This window comes from Pseudomonas danubii (genome assembly GCF_042980055.1).
In the GTDB taxonomy this organism is placed as follows: Bacteria; Pseudomonadota; Gammaproteobacteria; order Pseudomonadales; family Pseudomonadaceae; genus Aquipseudomonas; species Aquipseudomonas danubii.
In genome coordinates this window covers 1,551,985-1,570,780 of the sequence record NZ_CP116502.1, presented here as the reverse complement: position 1 = coordinate 1,570,780, position 18,796 = coordinate 1,551,985, and the positions used below count along the sequence as shown (strand labels likewise).

Here is an 18,796-nt window from a genome sequence, read left to right as displayed (position 1 = left end):
TGCATGAACCGCGACAGTCGCTACCTGGAATCCATCCTTCACCACGACATTCCCCTGACCCGGGACATGGGCCTGAAGGTGCTCGACTGGCAGGCGCAGCAACTGCGCCTGCAACTGCCGCTGGACGCCAACGTCAACCACAAGAGCACCATGTTCGGCGGCAGCCTGTACTGCGGCGCGGTGCTGGCCGGTTGGGGCTGGCTGCATTTGCGGCTCAAGGAAGAAGGGATAGATGACGGGCATATCGTCATCCAGGAAGGGCAGATCAGTTACCCGCTACCGGTCACCGGCGATGCCGTGGCGATCTGCACCGCGCCTGATGACAAGCTCTGGAAGAAATTCCTTGCGATGTACCAGCGCCACGGTCGTGCCCGCCTGACCTTGCACAGCCGTGTGGTCAACGTCGGCAGCGACGACGACGCCGTACGCTTTGCCGGTCAGTACGTCCTGCACCGCTGACCCGTTTCGCAACCTGCTCAAATCTGTAGGAGCTGGCTTGCCAGCGAAGAGGCCGGAAATGCTTGCACAGGGCTCAAGGGCCCCTTCGCCGGCAAGCCGGCTCCTACACAAAAGGTGGCAGAGGCAAGTCGCCGTGGGGCGATCAGGCGCGGGCCAGCTCCAGCAGTTTGCCGCGCCACGCCGCCTTGGCCGGTAGCGCCAGGAAGAAGCCGTTGAGCAATGACTCTCGCGGTGGATAGCAGAACGGCGCACCGGCAAGATCCAGCACTTCGCCACCCGCCCCTTCGAGTACACCCTGGGCCGCCGCGGTGTCCCATTGGGAAGTCGGCGCCAGGCGCGGATAGCAGTCCGCCGCGCCTTCGGCCAGCAGGCAGAACTTCAGCGAACTGCCGATATTGGCCAATTGCAATTCACCCAGGGCAGCACTCAAGCCACCCAACAAGCGCTCCTGCTCCGGGCTCGAATGGCGCCGACTGGCCACCACGGTAAAGGCCTCGCCAACACCTGGCTGTTCACGCACCTGGATCGCTTGCGGCGCCTGCCCCTGATCCACACGCCAGGCGCCAAGGCCAGCACCACCGAGATAACAACGGCCATTGGTGGGCATCGACACCACGCCAAACACCACACGCCCCTGTTCGATCAGGGCGATGTTGACGGTGAACTCTTCACTGCCGGAAATGAACTCCTTGGTGCCATCCAGCGGGTCCACCAGCCACCAGCGCTGCCAACCGGCCCGAGTGGCCTGGGGAATGTCGGCATCTTCTTCGGACAGCACCGGGATGCTCGGGTCCAACGCCGTCAGGCCAGCCACGATCAAGTGATGGGCCGCAAGGTCGGCGGCGGTCACCGGCGACTCGTCAGCCTTGTGGTTGACCGCCACGTCGGCGCGCCAGAACGGCAGGATCGCCTCGCCAGCGCGCAAGGCCAGCTCGGCCACCGGCGCCAATAAAGGATGGGGAAAATTCATCGCGTTCATGCTCATGCTGGAAAGGCTCCGCGCTGGCTCAGCAGGTCGCGGGTCAGGTAAAGCGCGGCCAGGGCCCGGCCTTCGCTGAATTGAGGATTCTGCGCCAGGCTGGCCAGCTCGCGCAGGTTGACCTTGTCGACCCGCATCGGCTCCGGCTCATCACCCTCCAGGCGCTCTTCATACAAATCGGTGGCCAATACCACCTGGATCTTCTGGCTCATGTAGCCCGGGGACAGCGACAGCTCGGTCAGGTGCTCCAGTTGCCGCGCGCCAAACCCGGCTTCCTCCTTGAGTTCACGCTCGGCCGCCGCCAGCACATCTTCACCCGGCTCGATCAGGCCCTTGGGCAGTGACAGCTCGTAGGCGTCGGTGCCGCCGCAATACTCCTCCACCAGCACCGCATGCTCGGCATCGAGCATGGCCACGATCATCACCGCGCCATAACCCGCCCCTTTGCCCACCAGGCGCTCATAGGTGCGCTCGACGCCATTGGAAAACCGCAACTGCACCTCTTCGACACAGAACAGACGACTGGTGGCGACGATCTCGCGGGCGAGTACAGTGGGTTTCTGGCGCATAGCGGGCTCCTTGGCGATAGCGGGTTACTATACAGACTGTTTTCTTACCGCTGGAGAAGTGTTCAATGGCCCTGCTGCCCTGGTGCGATATCGATACCGTCCTGCTGGATATGGACGGCACCCTGCTGGACCTGCACTACGACAACCACTTCTGGATGGAACACTTGCCCCAGCGCTACGCCGAGTTGCACGGGGTCAGCCGGACCATGGCCGAGCTGGAACTGCAACCGCTGTTCGAACGCAACGCCGGCCAGTTGCAGTGGTATTGCCTGGATTTCTGGAGTACCGAGCTCAAACTCTCGGTGCGTGAACTGAAGCTGGAGACGGCTCACCTGATCGCCCTGCGACCGGATGCCGACACCTTTCTCGCGGCGATAAAAAAGGCCGGCAAGCGGGTGATCCTGATCACCAACGCTCATCGTGATTCCTTGTCATTGAAGCTGGAGCGGATCGAACTGGCGCCTTACTTCGAGCGCCTGATCAGTTCCCACGACTACGGGTTCCCCAAGGAGAATCCACAGTTCTGGGATGCACTGCAGGCTGATATTCAGTTCGACCCGGCCCGCAGCCTGTTTATCGACGACACCCTGCCGATTCTGCGCAGCGCGCGGGATTTCGGCGTAGCGCAGTTGCTCGCGGTGAGCCAGCCAGACAGCCGCAAAGGGCCGAAGGATACGGCGGAGTTCGCGGCGGTGGGAGATTACCGGGAACTGATCGAAGGGCTGTGAAACCCTTCGTGGGCAAGCCCGCTCCTACACCATCCCGTAGGAGCAGGTTTGCCCGCGAAAAACAGGGTCGATCATTCAGGGATGCGCAACACCTGGCCCGGGTAGATCTTGTCCGGGTGGGACAGCAGCGGCTTGTTGGCCTCGAAGATCTTGTTGTACTTGTTGGCGTCACCGTATTGCACCTTGGCGATGGCGCTCAGGGTATCGCCCTTCTTCACGGTGACGAACACCGCAGAAACCACCACGGGACCGGTCACCGTAATCTGGTCCTCGACACTGCTGACACCGGCGATGTTGCCCAGGGCCAGGAGGATTTTTTCCTTCTCTTCCTGACTCGCCACTTCACCGCTGACGATCACCTTGTCGCCTTCCACCGTGGCATGGACATTGGGATTGCCCAGGCCGACCTTTTCGATGTGCTCCTTGAGCTGCTCGCTGGCATTGGCATTGCCCGGGGTCAGCAGGTCGATCAGTTTTTCACCGGCTTCTTTCACAAAGCTGAAAATGCTCATGTCGCACACTCCTTGGTTGATAGATCCAGACGCGAAAGACTAGACCAGCCTGGAACAATGAGGTTCCCGGGCGACCAATGACCCAAGGCCCAGCCACCACGGTAGAATCCCGGCCTTTTGCCGCTCCGGAGCGAAGATGGACCTCAAGCAGCTGAAATTCCTCATCGCCCTCGACGAAACCCGCCACTTCGGCCAGGCCGCCGCGCGCTGTCATATCACCCAGCCAACCCTGTCCATGCGCCTGCGCAGCCTCGAGGAAGAACTCGACCTGCCCCTGGTCAACCGTGGCCAGCGCTTCGAAGGCTTTACCGCTCCTGGCGAACGGGTGCTGGCCTGGGCCCGGAGCGTCATGACCGCCTATGACGGCTTGCTGGCAGAGGCCGCCGCGTGCCGGGGCAATCTGGTGGGCACCTTGCGCCTGGGGGTGGTGCCGCTGTCGAGCTTCGACCCTCTGCCGTTGATGCAGCGCCTGCATGCCGAACACCCGAACCTGCGCTTCGAACTCTCGTCCCTGAGCTCGGAGCAGATCCTCGAACAGTTGGCGAGCAATCGTCTGGACCTGGGCGTGTCCTACCTGGATCGCCTGGACAGCGAGCACTTCGACTTCCTGACCCTGGACCCGACCCACATGGGCCTGCTCTATGACCAGCGGTATTTCAGCTTCGGCGAACAGCCCTTGAGCTGGGAGGCGCTGATCGAGTTGCCCCTGGGCCTGCTCACCAGCGGCATGCACTTTCGCCAGTCCATCGACCACCACTTCCACATTCGCGGGCTGCAGCCGCAACCGGTACTGCAGACCGACGCCGTCCATCAATTACTGCGCATGGTCCACGGCGGCCTGTGCTGCGCAGTGATGCCCCTGGACAGCGGCCTGGAGATCGTCACCGAACACTTGCGCCTGCATCCCATCGCCGACGCCCAGACCCTGGCCCGCCTGGGCCTGATCATGCGCCGCAGCGCGCCGCGCTCAGCCCTGGCGCAAGCCTGCTTTACCCTCTACCAGGAATCCTTCAGCCCTTCTTGATCGACGCCATCTATCAATAGATCAGTACTAGCAATTAGACGCGACACAATGCCGCGCTTAGTCTTGGGACCCGATGGCCGCTGGTCCCTCATTCAATGCCAGCCCAGGCAACTCCCGCCCTCGCGCTCGGCGCCAGCCAGACCCACAGACGCCTTGAGCGCCCGCCAGCGCAGACACCCGCCAGGCCGGGCAATGGCCGCGTCATCACCGCCTCAACCTTGTCCACCTGCCGCAGAACCGTGCGCCGCGGGTCCACAGCCCCGCGATGGAGAACCCCTGTGAGTACACACAACCAAGCCGATCAGACACCCGTTGCCCGCTACAAGCCTTACAAGGGCCCGGCCGGTGGCTGGGGTGCCCTGATCAGCGTGGCCCAGGCCTGGCTGACCAGCGACAACGCCCTGAAGAACATCCGCATGATGCTCAAGACCAACCAGAACGGCGGCTTCGACTGCCCGGGCTGCGCCTGGGGCGATTCGCCGGAAAGCGGCATGGTCAAGTTTTGCGAGAACGGCGCCAAGGCGGTGAACTGGGAAGCCACCAAGCGCCGGGTAGACGCGGCCTTCTTCGCCAAACACAGCGTCACCTCCCTGCTGGAACAAAGTGATTACTGGCTGGAGTACCAGGGCCGGCTGACCGAACCGATGCGCTACAACGCCGAGACTGACCGCTACCAACCCATCAGCTGGGAAAACGCCTTCAGCCTGATCGCCCAGCACCTGCACAACCTGCCCAGCCCGGACATGGCCGAGTTCTATACCTCGGGCCGGGCCAGCAACGAAGCGGCCTACCTGTATCAACTGTTCGTCCGCGCCTACGGCACCAACAACTTCCCCGACTGTTCGAACATGTGCCACGAGGCCAGCGGCGTAGCCCTGGCGCAAAGCGTCGGGGTCGGCAAAGGCACCGTGACCTTCGACGATTTCGAACATGCGGACGCGATTTTCGTCTGGGGCCAGAACCCCGGCACCAACCACCCGCGGATGCTCGAACCGCTGCGCGAAGCGGTGAAACGCGGCGCCCAAGTGGTGTGCATCAACCCGCTGAAAGAGCGTGGCTTGGAACGCTTCCAGCACCCGCAGAACCCGCTCGAAATGCTCACCAACGGCAATCGCCCGACCAACACCGCCTACTTCCGCCCGGCCCTGGGCGGCGACATGGCGCTGCTGCGCGGCATGGCCAAGTTCCTCCTGCAATGGGAGCGTGATGCGCAGAAAGCCGGCGCAGAATCGGTGTTCGACCACGACTTCCTCAATGCCCACACCGCCCACGTCCTCGATTACCTGGGCACCCTCGACGACACCCCTTGGGAGCAGATCGTCGAGCAGTCCGGCCTGACCCTGGTGGAAATCGAGCAGGCAGCGCGCATGTACGCCAAGGGCAAGAACGTGATCATGTGCTGGGCCATGGGCATCACCCAGCACCGCCACTCGGTGCCGACCATCCAGGAAATCGCCAACCTGATGCTGCTGCGGGGCAACGTCGGCAAGCCCGGCGCCGGGCTATGCCCGGTGCGTGGCCACAGCAACGTGCAGGGCGACCGCACCATGGGCATCAACGAACGCCCGCCTGTGGCGTTCCTCGATGCCCTGGAGCGGCGCTTCCAGTTCAAAGTGCCGCGCGACAACGGCCACAACGTGGTCGAGGCGATCCACGCCATGCTCGAAGGCCGCTCCAAGGTGTTCATCGGCCTGGGCGGCAACTTCGCCCAGGCCACCCCGGACAGCCCGCGGACCTTCCAGGCCCTGAGCAATTGCGACCTCACCGTACAGATCAGCACCAAGCTCAACCGCAGCCACCTGGCCCACGGCAAGGACGCGCTGATCCTGCCGTGCCTGGGTCGCACCGACATCGACCTGCAGGCCGGCGGCCCGCAAGCGGTGACCGTGGAAGACTCCTTCAGCATGGTCCACGCCTCCAACGGCCAATTGCAGCCACTGTCGGCGCAGATGCGCTCCGAGCCGTGGATCGTCGCGGGCATCGCTGCCGCGACCCTGGGTAGCCAGCCGGTGGACTGGAACTGGCTGGCGGCGGATTACGGGCGTATCCGCGACCTGATCGCCGATACCATTCCCGGCTTCAAGGACTTCAATGAACGACTCAAGCACCCGGGCGGTTTCTACCTGGGCAACAGCGCCGGTTCGCGCCAGTGGAACACCCCTTCGGGTCGGGCCAATTTCCGCGCCAACCTGCTGCCCAAGGACCTGATCCACGAACGCACCCGGGCCACCGGCCAACTGCCGGATCTGATCCTGCAGTCCATGCGTTCCCACGATCAGTACAACACCACCATCTACGGCCTCGATGACCGCTACCGCGGGGTCAAGGGCCAGCGCGACGTGCTGTTCGCCAACGAAGCGGACATCATCCGCCTGGGCTTCAAGCCGGGGCAGAAAGCCGACATCGTTTCCCTGTGGGATGACGGCCGCGAGCGTCGGGTCAAGGGCTTCACCTTGCTGGCCTTCGACATCCCGGCCGGCCAGGCGGCGGCCTACTACCCGGAAGTGAACCCGCTGGTGCCCCTGGAAAGCACCGGCGACGGCAGCCACACCCCGACGTCCAAGTTCATCGCCATCCGCCTTGAGGCGGCCAGCGACAATGGCCTGATCATGGCCCGCTCGGCCTGATTCATGAGTTGAGGGCCTCTGCGCTGGCAAGCCAGCTCCTACAGTTAGCGCGTGAATCGTAGGAGCCGGCTTGCCGGCGAAAGCCGCTGCGCAGCCTCGAACCGCAGGCACAAAAAAGGCCGCTTTGTTAACAAAGCGGCCATTCCGAAGTAGCTAAAGACCGGCGAAATTCACTTAAGTTCCACAATAAAAACAGTAAGTTACGAGATTGCGTACAACTCGTGCTATTCGTCGGATTTCGTTTGTAAGCGGCGTGGCCCGGCCTCAGGATCGCGCCGTCATCCCTTTGAGGCTCCTGTATGAAGTTCTCCTCGATTCTCTTGTTGTCCCTTGGCCTGGTCAGCGGCGTTGCCTCTGCCGGTGGCACCGTTGAAGCCGGTGTGGGCGGCGCATTGGGTGGGGTTCTAGGCTCGGTGGTCGGTCAGCAGATCGGCGGCAACACCGGTTCGGCCATTGGTGCGGCCCTGGGCGGTGCCGGCGGTAGCGCGGTGGGTGCGGACAAACGCAGCCGTGGCCAGGCGGCCATTGGCGGCGCCTTGGGCGCAGCCGGCGGCAACGTGGTAGGCCGCAGCATGGGCGGCAATACCGGCAGCCTGATCGGCGCCGCGGCAGGCGGTGGCGCCGGCGGTGCACTGGGCAACTACATGGGCAACGAAAGCGCCCGGGAAGATCGCGACTACCGTGGTCGCGATGACCGCCGCTACTACCGCGACGGCCACCGTGGCCGTGGCCATGCCTACGGGCATCGCAAGCACCGTCACTATCGCGACTGACCCCCCGCCCTGTAGCCGCTGCCGCAGGCTGCGCACGAGGCCGCAGGCCTCGCCAAGCCAGGCGCTGCGGTGGGTCAGTTGCCCCGTGGATTCAGGTTTGGCGTCTCCTGCGGAGCCGATCGCAGCCTTCGGCAGCGGCTACAAGTGCCAGTGCCGGGGTTGAGATCGAGTATCGAAGTTCACGCCAGCAGCAGGCGCTCCAGAGCCGCTCGCAATGCGGGCGGAATCGGCACCGGCTGGTTCGACCGCCGATCCACGAATACGTGGACGAAACGTCCAGCCGCACAGGCATCCGCCTCTCCCGCCTTGAACACCGCCAGCTCGTACTGCACCGAACTGTTGCCCAGCTTGCCGACCCGCAGGCCGATCTCGATACGTTCGGGAAAGGCGATGGACGCAAAGTAGTCGCAGGCCGAGCTGACCACGAATCCCACCACCTCGCCATCATGGATATCCAGGCCGCCCTGTTCGATCAGGTAGGTGTTCACCGCCGTGTCGAAGAAGCTGTAGTAGGTGACGTTATTCACATGGCCGTAGACGTCGTTGTCGTGCCAGCGGGTGATGATCGGCTGGAAGTGGCGATAGTCGCCACGTTGCGGCATAGGCTCGGACATCGGGGCTCTCTCCCTTGGATTGAAGGCCGGACGATCGGTTGATCGCCCGGCATTTCACCGCAGACAGCCAAGCCTGGGCAAACCCTTTTGCGTCCATTGCACCGGTGGCTTGTCAGGCGGCCAGATGAGCCTCGCACCACTCCCGCACGGCAGCGTATGGATAGTCCTCCAATGCCGCGAACCCGGGAATGCTGCGGGCCTTGAGCTTGGTGAACAAAGGCACGCTGATGCCGCAGAGAAAACGCGTCAGCCGCTCTGCTCCCGGCACATCGCCGGTGTGCTGCTGATGCCTGTGGATAAAATCGCCGCACAACCCGTTGAAGTTTTTATCCACAAGCGCGGGCAACGCGGGTGGCTCCGGCAGTCGTGCCACCTGGCCGTGACAGACCGAGCAATGCCCACAACGCTGGGGCGCCTGATCGTCACCAAAATACTGCGCCAGGCGTTGCCCAAGGCACTGCTCGGTGGCGAACAGGTCGAGCATGGCGTGAATCCGCGCTATTTCGCTGCCCTCGTGCCGGGTGAAATAAGCATGCAGATCCGTGCTCAAGGCAGCGGCATCGAAGTCGGTTTGCAGCAGGCTGTAGACCTCGGTCATCTGCTTGCTTTCCAGCTCCACCCAACCCTTCTCCTGGAAATAATCCAGGGCCTTGACCACCCGGTTGCGCGGCGCCTGGTACTGCTCGTAGAGCGCGTCGAAATTCACCGTGGCCCAGGTCCGGGCCCGGCTGGAGGTGTTGATGATGGCCTGGACAAAGTCCCGGCGCTCGCCTTCGAAACGCGCCAGCAAGGCCTCGGGTTCCAGCAGCAACTTGAAGCGGTACTCGGCGAAGTAGGCATAGCGTGGGGCGATCAGGCCCCGCAGTTCCAACTGCACCAACAGGGTCTTGAGCGGCAACTGGCGGATGTTGCTCTGGTCCGCCAGGGGCCCGAGCAGGAACTCCCATTGTCCTTCCGCCACCGAGGCCTGCAGTTCATCCAGCACACAGCGGATGCCGCTCAACTCCGGCGTGTCGCCATAGACGAAGTTCTCCAGCACGTTGAGGCTGTCGCGGTTGGCCAGCACCAGGCAGTCCGAAGGCTGGCCGTCGCGCCCGGCGCGGCCGATTTCCTGGCTGTAGTTCTCGATGGACTTGGGCAGATCGAAGTGCACCACGTTACGGATGTCGCTCTTGTCGATGCCCATGCCGAAGGCGATGGTGGCGACGATACAGTTGCTGCGCCCCTCCATGAACCGGCGCTGGATCGACTCGCGTTGCTCGTGGGGCAGACCGGCGTGGTAGGCCTCGGCGGCGATACCCTGGCGGCTCAAGTGCTCGGCGATCTGTTCGGCGGTCTTTTGCAGGGTCACGTAGACAATGCTTGGCTGCCCGGCCCGTTCACCCATCCACTGCACCAGGCGCCGGCGCTTGTCCGCGCCGCGCACCGGTTCCACCAGCAGGTTGAGGTTGGGCCGGTAGAAGCCGGTGGTCACCACGTCGGCAGCATCAATGGCGAACTTGGCCTGCATATCGGCGATCACCTTGGGCGTCGCCGTGGCCGTCAGCAGCAGGGCCTGGGGAATGTTGAACTGGCGCTGGTAGTCCGGCAGTTTCAGGTAGTCGGGACGGAAGTTGTGGCCCCATTCGGAGATGCAGTGGGCCTCGTCCACCACCAGCAGGGAGATGGGCACCTGCTGCAAGAAATTGCGGAAGCGCTCGTTCTTCAAACGCTCCACCGAGATCATCAGGATCTTCAGTTCACCGGAGCGGGCCCGGGCCATGACGTCATTGGCTGCATCGCGGCTCTGGGCCGAATCGATGCTGGCGGCGGCGATGCCATGACGTTGGAGAAAGGCCAACTGATCTTGCATCAACGCCAGCAGCGGCGAGACCACCAGAGTCAGGTGCGGCAGCAGCAAGGCCGGCAATTGGTAGCACAGGGACTTGCCGGAGCCGGTGGGAAAGATCGCCGCCGCCGAGCGCCCAGCCAGCACCGCACTGACTGCGGCCTCCTGACCCGGACGAAACTGTGGATAACCGAAGACCTGTTCGAGGGTGCTGTGCATAAGGGTCACTCCTTTGACCGCTGACCTGTCCTTGAAGACTAGCGGCACAGGTCGGCGGTTCGAGAAAAGGTCGCAGGAAAACAGATACCGGATGATACCGGGCGGGAGCACTTTCACCGGTAAGCCGGCTCCTACCCAGGAGTCGGCTGGCCGACGATAGGGAGCCTGGGCCTAGCGCAAGGTTCGGCAGTCCAGCCATCGCACACCATTGTGCCGATTGGCCTCAAGCAGTGCCGGCACCGCCTGGGCGGCCTTGGCGTGGGTGTCATGGAACAGGATGATGCCGCGCCGCCAGAGCAGCATCAGGGTCTGCACCCGCTGGGCTGCGGCTGCGGCGCTGACCTTTTTGCTCCAGTCCTGGGAGTCGATGTTCCACAGCATCAGTTGCAGCCCCTGGGCCTTGAAGAAGTCGGCACTGTCAGCGCGTCGCTGCCCATAGGGCGGACGAAACAGCGGCTGGTATTCATCCGCCAGAGTGCGGTTGGCCAGGTTTGCGCTGTGGATCACCGAATGCTGCCACTCGCTCCACGAGGCGTGGGATTTGTGTTCCCAACCGTGTACGCCCACACACTGGCCATCGTACAACTGGCGCATCTGCCCTGCCGAAGATTGACTCAGGCGCGCCTGAAACGAGTCCCCCAGAACAAAGAACAGGCTATGCAGATCCTTGGATCGCAGCACATCGATCAGTTGATCGGTATGCCCACCCCGCAGGCTCGGCCCGTCATCGAAGGTCAGCAGAAACTCCCGGTCCGCCAGCTCGTCCCCCAGGCGTTCCGTAGGCCCCATGCGCCGGATCTCGCTGCTGACCACGGTGAACAGCGCCGCCAGGCGCAGTTGCTCGTTCAGGTACAGCTGATGAAACCGGGTGCTGGCCTCGGCCCACGCCCCATAAGTGGATTTACTCTCCCCGGTAAAACTGGCCACCAGTTGCCGCAGCTCACCGAGATTGCGTACAGGGAGGCAGAACGGCGTACCTTCACAGTCCCGGCTGGCCAAGCGGTAGTTGTTCAACAGCAACTCCCAGAAGCGCTGGCGCACCTGATTCACTGACTTCAGATCCAGTTGCCTGACTCCTAGCCGCTGCTTCAAGGCTTGTTCGTCCAAGGCTTCGCTGGCCAGCAGCGCTTTGCCGAACATCAGAATCTCGCCCCGTGAGGCGGTGTCGAATTCCGCCGTGCTGGTCAGGGCATTCGGCCAGCCACTGCGGTCGATGGTGGCGAACACCTGCGGCCCGGCCGCCCGGGCCACGCCGCTGGACAGACACAGCGCCAGCAGCCAGGGGAGAACACCAATTCGCATACCAACCTCCATAAATGCACAACGCGCCACTGTCGGCGCGTTGTGGAGATAACTTCTGCCTGTGTGATCAGCGGTTTTGCAGCCGCTCAATGGCCTTGTCATACACCGGGTTGGCCTTTTGTTCCCGGGCTTTGTGGTAGTGCTCAAGCGCCATGGCCAACTGCCCGGCGTCTTCATAGATGCGCGCCATGTCGTAGTAGGCACTGGCGCGAATGGTCGATGCGGCCGGGCCACTGGCCAGGGCGATGGCCTTGCGGTCCGCGGCTATGGCGTCGTCGGGGCGGCTGTTCTTGCGATTGGCCAGGGCCAGGTTGCTGTAGGCCTGGGCAAAGCCCGGGTCGAGCTCGATGGCTTCGCTGTAGAGGATCCGCGCCCCGCCGAAATCGCCCTTGCGGTAGGACTCCTCGCCTTTGAGGTTGAGGCTCTTGGCATCCACCGGCCCGAAGTCCGCGCCCACCACTTCATCGATGGACTTGGCATTTTCCAGCAGCGGGTCGAGCACGCTCATGACCGATTCCGGCTCCTCGCTGCCTAGCAGCAGCCGATCGATATCCTGCAGGCGGCCATCGGCGGTCAGGCGAAACACCACCCACAGATTGCCCTTGCGGTTCTGCGGCACGCGGTAGCTGCGGATCAGCGCAGCGCCTTTATAGACAAAGACCCGCGCCTGGCTGCGGCCCAGGCGCAACGCTTCGTAGCTGGTGCTGTTGGTGAAGTCGTGCACGGCAAAGACGTAGGCGTCGCCCGGCACACGCTGGTCGATGGTGATGGTTTCCGGCCGGCTGCCGTCGCTGCTGTCCGATTCCAGGCGAGCTCCAGGCCCCTTGCCGGTGGCGAAGTACAACAGCTTGTGGGGATAACTCAGATGGGCATCGAGGTCCTCCCCCGGCGCGCTCCAGCTCAGCACTATTCGCAGGCTTTCCGGGTTGTCCAGCAGCGGACTCAGGGCGTAATTCAACCCCTGGCACGGGCACTTGACCCGCAGGTCGGCGTAGCCGGCTTTACGGATCAGCAGCTCACTGGCCGGCGAATCGGCCACCTGGGCCGTCAGGGTGACCCGGCCCTGGGCATCGGTGCTGCCTGCAACCTGAGTCGCGCCCTGTTGCACCTGCACCTGGGCATCGGCCAGCGGCGCGCCCTTGGCCAGCGCATCCAGCACCTGGATCGACAGCGCCTGAGCCTGTACCGAGCTCGCCAGCATCCCTAGCCACAACAGCGCCGCAAGGCGAAAAAAAGCCATAACAAAATCCCTGTAGATAAGGATGACCGGGCCTCTGCCCCGGCCCACCAGCCAGCGGCGAACCATACACAGTTTTGCCCGCCAATGCTCGGTCCAACCAGGGAAATACCGGGCAAAAAAACAGTGCCAATCTCTCGAAATGGCCCGCTGGCGCAACCACTTGGTGACTTGCAACTCAGCCGGAGAATCACCGTACACTCCACCTTCTCAAACGCCGCAAGTGAACTCCGATCATGCAACTGGCCCCCGGCTTTCCCGACGACGCCACCATGCGCCAACTGCTGCAGTTGCTGCATGAAGAAATCGGCCTGCCCGAGCGCAAGACCCTGCGCCTGAGCACCGCCATCAACCTCGACCTGGGCTGCGACGGCGCCGACGCCCGGCATTTGCTGCAGGCCCTGGAAGAGCAGTTCGTGATCGATTTTGTCGACTTCGACAGCTATCGCTACTTCCAGCCAGAAGGCTTCGACCCATTTCAGAAACGCCGGGCCAAGGGCCGGGGCGACAAGGTGCCGCTGACCATCGGCATGCTGTACCAGGCGATCAGGCAACAGCGCTGGGACACCCAGGTGCTGGAAGCGCTCTAACTGCGCAACCATGGCTTCATGCTCGAACCCGGGCGCGGCTGGCGCCTGTCCCCGGCCTACGACATGAACCCCTGCGCCCACGCCAGCGGGCTGAAACTCAACATCAGCGAAGCCGACAATGCGCTGGACCTTGATCTGGCACGGGAAGTAGCGGCATATTTCCGCCTCGATCGTGCAGAGGCAGAAGGCATCATCGAACACTGCCAGAGCGTGGTTCGCCAATGGCCCACCCTGGCCCAGGCCCTGGGGCTGTCCCGGCGTGAACAAGAACGCATGGCACCGGCGTTTCGACTCGCACAGCAGTAAACAGCACGGCCGTTGGACTCCGCCAACCCGTCAATCGACAAGGACAGTCAGTGGACGTATTGATGGGCTTGCTCGCCGCCCTGCTCTGGGGCGGCACCGATTTTCTCGTGGGGCTCAACGTCCGCGCCGTGGGCGTGAAACGGGCAGTGTTCTTCAGCCAGAGCCTGGGGTTCATCCTGATGAGCCTGCTGCTGGTGATCTTTCCCGCCATCCTCTACAAGGCCCTGGCCGCGCCCGCGCAAGTCTGGCTGATGGGCGTGCTCGCCGCGGCCTTTACCGTCTCCGGCGCCCTGGCCCTGGGCAAGGCCTTCGCCCTGGGCAAAGCCTCCATCGTCGCCCCATTGGTGACCTCCTACGGCGTGGTCACCACCCTGCTGTCCTGGGCCAGCGGCGAACAGATCAGCCTGCTGCAACTCATGTGCATCCTGTTGTGCGTGATCGGCGTCATCCTCTCCAGCCTGCACTCGGACAGCAAACTGCCCCACAGCACCGCCGCCGGCCGCTCGATCTTCTTCGCCCTGCTCTCGGCCGTTCTGTACGGCACCAGCTTCTGGCTACAGGGCCGCTACACCCTGCCGCAACTGGGGCCGATCAGCATGCTCTGGCTGGGTTACGCCGTGGGCAGCGGTGTGATGCTGCTGATGGTGCTCAAAGTCGTGGACGGGCTGAAGATCCCGCCGCTGAAGAACTGCGGCCTGCTGGCCTCCACCAGCCTGATGAACCTGGGCGCGTTCTTCGCCTTTTCCTGGGGCGCCATGAGCGGCTCGGTGTCGGTGGTGACGGTGATCAGCACCCTGTCCGGCGGCATCGCTGCGGTGCTGGGCTATGTGTTCTTCAAGGAGCGGCTGACGGCGGTGCAAGTGACCGGCGTGGTGCTGGTGTTGCTCGGGGCGTTGGTGCTGCACCTGAAGACGTGAGGCTTTCTGTAGCCCACAAAAAAGCCGCCCCGAAGGGCGGCTTTTTCATTGCAGGTCGAGGCTTACAGCTTCGGACCGGCAGCCTTGATCGCGTCGCTCACGTCGAACTTCTTGAAGTTCTCGATGAACAGGCCAGCCAGGGCCTTGGCGGCTTCGTCGTAGGCAGCTTTGTCAGCCCAGGTGTTGCGTGGGTTGAGCAGGCCGGTTTCGACGCCCGGTACGGCTTTCGGCACGTCCAGGTTGACGATGTCCAGGTGCTCGGTCTCGGCACCGATCAGCGCGCCGCTCTGGATCGCTGCAATCACGCCACGGGTCGTGGGGATGTTGAAGCGTTTGCCCACGCCGTAGCCACCGCCGGTCCAGCCGGTGTTGACCAGGTAGACCTTGGAACCGAAGCCGCGGATGCGCTTGATCAGCAGCTCGGCGTATTCGCCGGCCGGACGCGGGAAGAACGGGGCGCCGAAGCAGGTGGAGAAGGTCGACTTGATGCCCGAGCCCGAACCCATTTCAGTCGAGCCCACCAGCGCGGTGTAGCCAGACAGGAAGTGGTAGGCGGCTTGTTCTTCGCTGAGGATCGACACCGGTGGCAGTACGCCGGTCAGGTCGCAGGTCAGGAAGATCACGGCATTAGGCTCGCCACCGAGGTTCTTCGGTGCGCGTTTTTCGATCAGCTCGCGCGGGTAAGCGGCGCGGCTGTTCTGGGTCAGGCTGTCGTCGGCGTAGTCGGCTTTCTTGGTGACCGGGTCGATCACCACGTTTTCCAGTACGGCGCCGTGCTGGATGGCTTTCCAGATCACCGGCTCGTTCTTTTCCGACAGGTCGATGCACTTGGCATAGCAACCGCCTTCGATGTTGAACACCACGCCCACGCCCCAGCCGTGTTCGTCGTCACCGATCAGGTAACGGCTTTCGTCGGCCGACAGGGTGGTTTTGCCGGTGCCCGACAGACCGAAGAACAGGGTCACGTCGCCGTCTTCGCCCATGTTGGCGGCGCAGTGCATTGGCAGCACGTCGGCAGCTGGCAGCAGGAAGTTCTGCACGGAGAACAGGGCTTTCTTCATTTCACCGGCGTAGCGCATGCCGGCGATCAGCACTTTCTTGGCCGCGAAGTTGAGGATCACGGTGCCATCGGAGTTGGTGCCGTCGCGCTCAGGCTCGCAAACGAAGTTTGGCGCGTTGAGGATCTGCCACTCGTCTTTGCCACCGGCGTTGTACTGCTCGGGGTTGATGAACAGGCAACGGCCGAACAGGTTGTGCCAGGCAGTCTCGGTGGTCATTTTCACTGGCAGGTAGTGCGCCGGATCGGAACCTACATGCACGTGGGAAACAAAACGCTCGCGCTCGCCCAGGTAGGCTTCAACGCGGTCCCACAGGGCGTCGAACTTGGCCGCCGGGAACTTGCGGTTGATCGGGCCCCAGGCGATAGCGTCCTGGGTGGTGGGCTCTTCAACGATGAAACGGTCCACTGGCGAACGGCCGGTACGATGACCGGTGCGAACCACCAGAGCGCCGGTATCGGCCAGTTCGCCCTCACCGCGGTTCAGGGCTTCTTTGACCAGATCATCCACACTCAGATCGGTGTACACGGCGTTATTGGCTTGCGTCATGAGGTTCCCCGTCGGCCAGTGGCCGAGTGCTCCAAACGTTTTGTAGTAGAAACTCGCGCACTACTACCGCGAAAAAAGTGCGCCGGATTATGCCAGAAAAGCCCAAAAATAGTAGGGTCCTCCCGTCAGTACGGCGTAATTCCGGCGTTTGCCAGGTGATTTACCTGCGCTGAACCGTTTTAGTGACGAGTATCTGACGGCGTGTCGACGCCCGCACCGGCAAACAATTGCGTGATATCGGCGGCATCGAACAGATAACGCTCGTTGCAGAACTGGCAATCGATCTCGATGCTGCCGCCATGTTCCACCACCAGCTCCTGAGCATCTTCGAGCCCCAGGCTGACCAGCGCATTGCCCGAACGCTCGCGGGAGCAGCTGCAGCGGAAGCGCAGCGGTTGCACGTCGAACAGGCGCACGGCTTCTTCGTGGTACAGGCGGTGCAGCACGGTTTCGTTGTCCAGGCTCAGCAGTTCATCGGCGGTCAAAGTGCTGGCCAGGGCGGTGAGGTGTTGCCAGTTGGCTTCGCGTTCTTCCGGATCGCGCAGGCGGTCGGCAGGCAGTTGTTGCAGGAGCAGGCCGCGGGCATTGCGGCCGTCGGCGTAGAGCCAGAAACGGGTGCCGGTCTGCTGCGACATGACGAAGTAGTTGGTGAAGCATTCGGCCAGGGTGGCGCCGTCCAGGTCGACGATGCCCTGGTAACGCTGGCCCTGGGTCGGGTCCACGGTCAGGGCGAGGACGCCGTTGGGCATCATGTCGGCAAGGGTTGCGTCAGGGGCGATCTGCGACGCGTCGTAGCGGGCCAGGCCGCGGATCTCGCGGTTGCTGGAGCACTCGATCATCAGCAACGGCACCGGGCCTTCGGAGCGGGCCTGGAGAATCAGCAAGCCATCGAACTTCAAGGTGCCAACCAGCAACGATGCCGCCGCCATCAGCTCGCCGAGCAGTTGTGCCACCGGCTCGGGATAGGAATGTTTGGCGAGGACTTCAGCGTAACTGCGCTCCAGCGCCACCAGCTCGCCGCGGGCGTCGCTCTCATCAAAGATGAAGCGTTGAGTGAAGTCGGTATCCGGCAAATCAGTCATAGGTCTGGGTATCTGAATGATGACAAAAAGGTTACAAGCACCGAAAATTGCGTTTTTGCACCATGAAGGTGCAGTTTTTGCGGTGATTGGAGATATTTTATGAACAATCCGGGTTTGTTCCAAGCAAGGTGGAACCTCGGCAAGCTGGTTCTGTGCAATTTACTCCCTTTGGCCCTGCTGGGATTCTGGTTGTGGCCAACCGGGCAGATGTACTGCCTGATGTTCGACGAGTGGCTGTTCCGTCACCTCAACACTCCCCTTGCAACAAACTCCACCTGGCTGCACATCTGGGCCGTGGCCAGCCTGCGCCCCTTCGATATCGTGGTGGGCCTGATCATGCTCGGCCTGCTGATTCGCGGTGATTGGGTGTTCAAGGCGGTGGACGTGCGCCGGGCGTTTTTCGGCTTCCTGTCGATCCTGATTCTTATGGTGGTGATTCGCGCGCTGTTTTCCAAGCTGGTGGCGCTGATGAACTGGCAACACAACAGCCCGTCCATGGTGCTCGAAGGCGCCGTGCACATGAGCGACTACTTCCCCGGCTGGGAAAAGACCTGGGAACTCAAGGACCGCTCCAGCCAGAGCTTCCCCGGCGACCACGCTTCGGTGCTGCTGATCTGGGGCTTATTCATGGGCATGTTCAGCCGCAGCGTCGGCCAGTTCCTGATCGTCTGGGGCCTGACCCTGCTGTTCATGATGCCGCGCCTGGTGGCGGGCGCGCACTGGGGCCAGGACGACTACATCGGCGGCGTGCTGCTGGCAGTGCTGGCCCTGGGCTGGGGCTACTACACGCCGTATGCGGCGCGGATGTCGAACTTCCTGCTGCGCCTGACACACCCGCTATTCAAGCTGATGACCCGGATGCCGGTGCTCTCGCGCATGAGTGTGGTCCGCTCCAGCAGCCTGCTGCGCTGATCAGACCTGTAGGAGCCGGCTTGCCGGCGAATGGCCCCTTGAGGACGCGTTCGCCGGCAAGCCGGCTCCTACGCTTTCACTCGTGGCTGCTGCCGTGGAACTTGAACAGATCACGGCGCTGCTTCTTGCTCGGTTTGCCGTCGGTGCTGACCCCCAGGGCGCCAGCCTTGCGCTGGGCCGCCGCGGTTTCACGCTTGGCGATGCTGGCTTCGGTTTCCGTGTAGAGCGTCTGCGCCTCTGGAGCGCCACGACGGACGATGGAAAGCGCCTGGACCACCACGGTGCGCTCGTCGAAGCCGGCGCGAATCTGGTACTCGTCACCTACCCGCGGCTCCTTGCCCGGCTTGCAGCGCTCGCCACGGTGATGCACCTTGCCGCTTTCAATAGCCGCCTTGGCCAGGGCGCGAGTCTTGTAGAAGCGCGCCGCCCACAGCCATTTATCCAGACGAACCTTGTCCTCTTCTTCCTGCTTGTGCGCCACTGGAATTCCTCTTGCTGAAAAATGTCGCAA

At 63.0% G+C, this 18,796-nt stretch carries 18 protein-coding genes and 2 pseudogenes; 10 read left to right on the top strand and 10 right to left on the bottom strand.

Annotation, left to right across the window (positions count from 1 at the left end; translation table 11 throughout):
• The first annotated feature begins 3 nt into the window (after nt 1-3).
• Nucleotides 4-459: a thioesterase domain-containing protein gene (locus tag PFZ56_RS07390; RefSeq protein WP_110595331.1), complete on the top strand. Its 456-nt coding sequence runs from the start codon at nt 4-6 to the stop codon at nt 457-459.
• A 142-nt stretch (nt 460-601) separates the two neighbouring features.
• Here PFZ56_RS07390 and cysQ read toward each other — a convergent pair whose 3' ends face one another.
• Nucleotides 602-1,429 (bottom strand): 3'(2'),5'-bisphosphate nucleotidase CysQ, encoded by an 828-nt coding sequence (cysQ, locus tag PFZ56_RS07385; RefSeq protein ID WP_102863054.1) that lies wholly within the window; start codon nt 1,427-1,429, stop codon nt 602-604.
• 11 nt (nt 1,430-1,440) lie between these two features.
• A complete protein-coding gene (gene nudE / locus PFZ56_RS07380) occupies nt 1,441-2,007 on the bottom strand; it encodes an ADP compounds hydrolase NudE (RefSeq protein WP_102862674.1) in 567 nt (188 codons plus the stop codon).
• A gap of 65 nt (nt 2,008-2,072) precedes the next feature.
• Between nudE and yrfG the strand changes: the two genes are divergently transcribed.
• Nucleotides 2,073-2,735, top strand: coding sequence for a GMP/IMP nucleotidase (yrfG, locus tag PFZ56_RS07375; protein ID WP_102862673.1), 663 nt, complete (start codon nt 2,073-2,075; stop codon nt 2,733-2,735).
• 71 nt (nt 2,736-2,806) lie between these two features.
• Here yrfG and lysM read toward each other — a convergent pair whose 3' ends face one another.
• Nucleotides 2,807-3,247 (bottom strand): peptidoglycan-binding protein LysM, encoded by a 441-nt coding sequence (gene lysM / locus PFZ56_RS07370; protein WP_102862672.1) that lies wholly within the window; start codon nt 3,245-3,247, stop codon nt 2,807-2,809.
• A gap of 136 nt (nt 3,248-3,383) precedes the next feature.
• Between lysM and PFZ56_RS07365 the strand changes: the two genes are divergently transcribed.
• The 4 genes and pseudogenes from PFZ56_RS07365 to PFZ56_RS07350 all read left to right on the top strand — a co-directional run bounded on the left by PFZ56_RS07365 (nt 3,384) and on the right by PFZ56_RS07350 (nt 7,671).
• Nucleotides 3,384-4,271, top strand: a complete 888-nt coding sequence (locus PFZ56_RS07365; RefSeq protein WP_102862671.1) for a LysR family transcriptional regulator — start codon at nt 3,384-3,386, stop codon at nt 4,269-4,271.
• A 181-nt stretch (nt 4,272-4,452) separates the two neighbouring features.
• Nucleotides 4,453-4,545: pseudogene (locus PFZ56_RS07360) on the top strand (sulfurtransferase FdhD); the annotation flags it as partial.
• A gap of 4 nt (nt 4,546-4,549) precedes the next feature.
• The gene (locus PFZ56_RS07355) at nt 4,550-6,898 is read left to right on the top strand and encodes an FdhF/YdeP family oxidoreductase (protein ID WP_170002001.1); all 2,349 of its coding nucleotides are present in this window, start codon (nt 4,550-4,552) and stop codon (nt 6,896-6,898) included.
• Between the two features lie 299 nt (nt 6,899-7,197).
• Nucleotides 7,198-7,671: a YMGG-like glycine zipper-containing protein gene (locus PFZ56_RS07350; protein WP_102862669.1), complete on the top strand. Its 474-nt coding sequence runs from the start codon at nt 7,198-7,200 to the stop codon at nt 7,669-7,671.
• A gap of 179 nt (nt 7,672-7,850) precedes the next feature.
• Here the strand turns inward: PFZ56_RS07350 and PFZ56_RS07345 are convergent, their stop codons facing one another.
• From PFZ56_RS07345 to PFZ56_RS07330, 4 genes are all read right to left on the bottom strand, one after another.
• Nucleotides 7,851-8,285, bottom strand: coding sequence for a thioesterase family protein (locus PFZ56_RS07345; RefSeq protein WP_102862668.1), 435 nt, complete (start codon nt 8,283-8,285; stop codon nt 7,851-7,853).
• A 112-nt stretch (nt 8,286-8,397) separates the two neighbouring features.
• Nucleotides 8,398-10,332, bottom strand: coding sequence for an ATP-dependent DNA helicase RecQ (locus PFZ56_RS07340; RefSeq protein ID WP_170001999.1), 1,935 nt, complete (start codon nt 10,330-10,332; stop codon nt 8,398-8,400).
• Between the two features lie 171 nt (nt 10,333-10,503).
• Nucleotides 10,504-11,634, bottom strand: coding sequence for a polysaccharide deacetylase family protein (locus PFZ56_RS07335; RefSeq protein ID WP_170001997.1), 1,131 nt, complete (start codon nt 11,632-11,634; stop codon nt 10,504-10,506).
• A 67-nt stretch (nt 11,635-11,701) separates the two neighbouring features.
• Nucleotides 11,702-12,874, bottom strand: coding sequence for a YfaP family protein (locus PFZ56_RS07330; RefSeq protein WP_170001995.1), 1,173 nt, complete (start codon nt 12,872-12,874; stop codon nt 11,702-11,704).
• A gap of 233 nt (nt 12,875-13,107) precedes the next feature.
• Here PFZ56_RS07330 and PFZ56_RS07325 point away from each other — a divergent pair, with 233 nt between their 5' ends.
• From PFZ56_RS07325 to PFZ56_RS07315, 3 genes and pseudogenes are all read left to right on the top strand, one after another.
• On the top strand, nt 13,108-13,461 hold the full coding sequence (locus PFZ56_RS07325) for a DUF1493 family protein (RefSeq protein ID WP_110651152.1): 354 nt from the start codon (nt 13,108-13,110) through the stop codon (nt 13,459-13,461).
• Nucleotides 13,462-13,767 (top strand): annotated as a pseudogene (locus tag PFZ56_RS07320) (HipA domain-containing protein); the annotation flags it as partial.
• 62 nt (nt 13,768-13,829) lie between these two features.
• Nucleotides 13,830-14,684 (top strand): DMT family transporter, encoded by an 855-nt coding sequence (locus tag PFZ56_RS07315; protein WP_170002099.1) that lies wholly within the window; start codon nt 13,830-13,832, stop codon nt 14,682-14,684.
• A 62-nt stretch (nt 14,685-14,746) separates the two neighbouring features.
• Here PFZ56_RS07315 and PFZ56_RS07310 read toward each other — a convergent pair whose 3' ends face one another.
• Together PFZ56_RS07310 and hslO are read right to left on the bottom strand one after the other, a co-directional pair.
• Nucleotides 14,747-16,291 carry a phosphoenolpyruvate carboxykinase gene (locus PFZ56_RS07310; protein WP_060837041.1) on the bottom strand — a complete coding sequence of 515 codons (1,545 nt, stop codon included), beginning with the start codon at nt 16,289-16,291 and terminating at the stop codon, nt 14,747-14,749.
• Nucleotides 16,292-16,470: 179 nt separating this feature from the next.
• Nucleotides 16,471-17,373: an Hsp33 family molecular chaperone HslO gene (gene hslO / locus PFZ56_RS07305; protein WP_102882179.1), complete on the bottom strand. Its 903-nt coding sequence runs from the start codon at nt 17,371-17,373 to the stop codon at nt 16,471-16,473.
• Nucleotides 17,374-17,472: 99 nt separating this feature from the next.
• Here hslO and PFZ56_RS07300 point away from each other — a divergent pair, with 99 nt between their 5' ends.
• Nucleotides 17,473-18,285 carry a phosphatase PAP2 family protein gene (locus PFZ56_RS07300; RefSeq protein ID WP_102862658.1) on the top strand — a complete coding sequence of 271 codons (813 nt, stop codon included), beginning with the start codon at nt 17,473-17,475 and terminating at the stop codon, nt 18,283-18,285.
• Between the two features lie 76 nt (nt 18,286-18,361).
• On the opposite strand, the gene PFZ56_RS07295 is transcribed toward PFZ56_RS07300, so the two are convergent.
• A complete protein-coding gene (locus PFZ56_RS07295) occupies nt 18,362-18,766 on the bottom strand; it encodes an RNA-binding S4 domain-containing protein (protein ID WP_016966989.1) in 405 nt (134 codons plus the stop codon).
• Nucleotides 18,767-18,796: the final 30 nt, after the last annotated feature.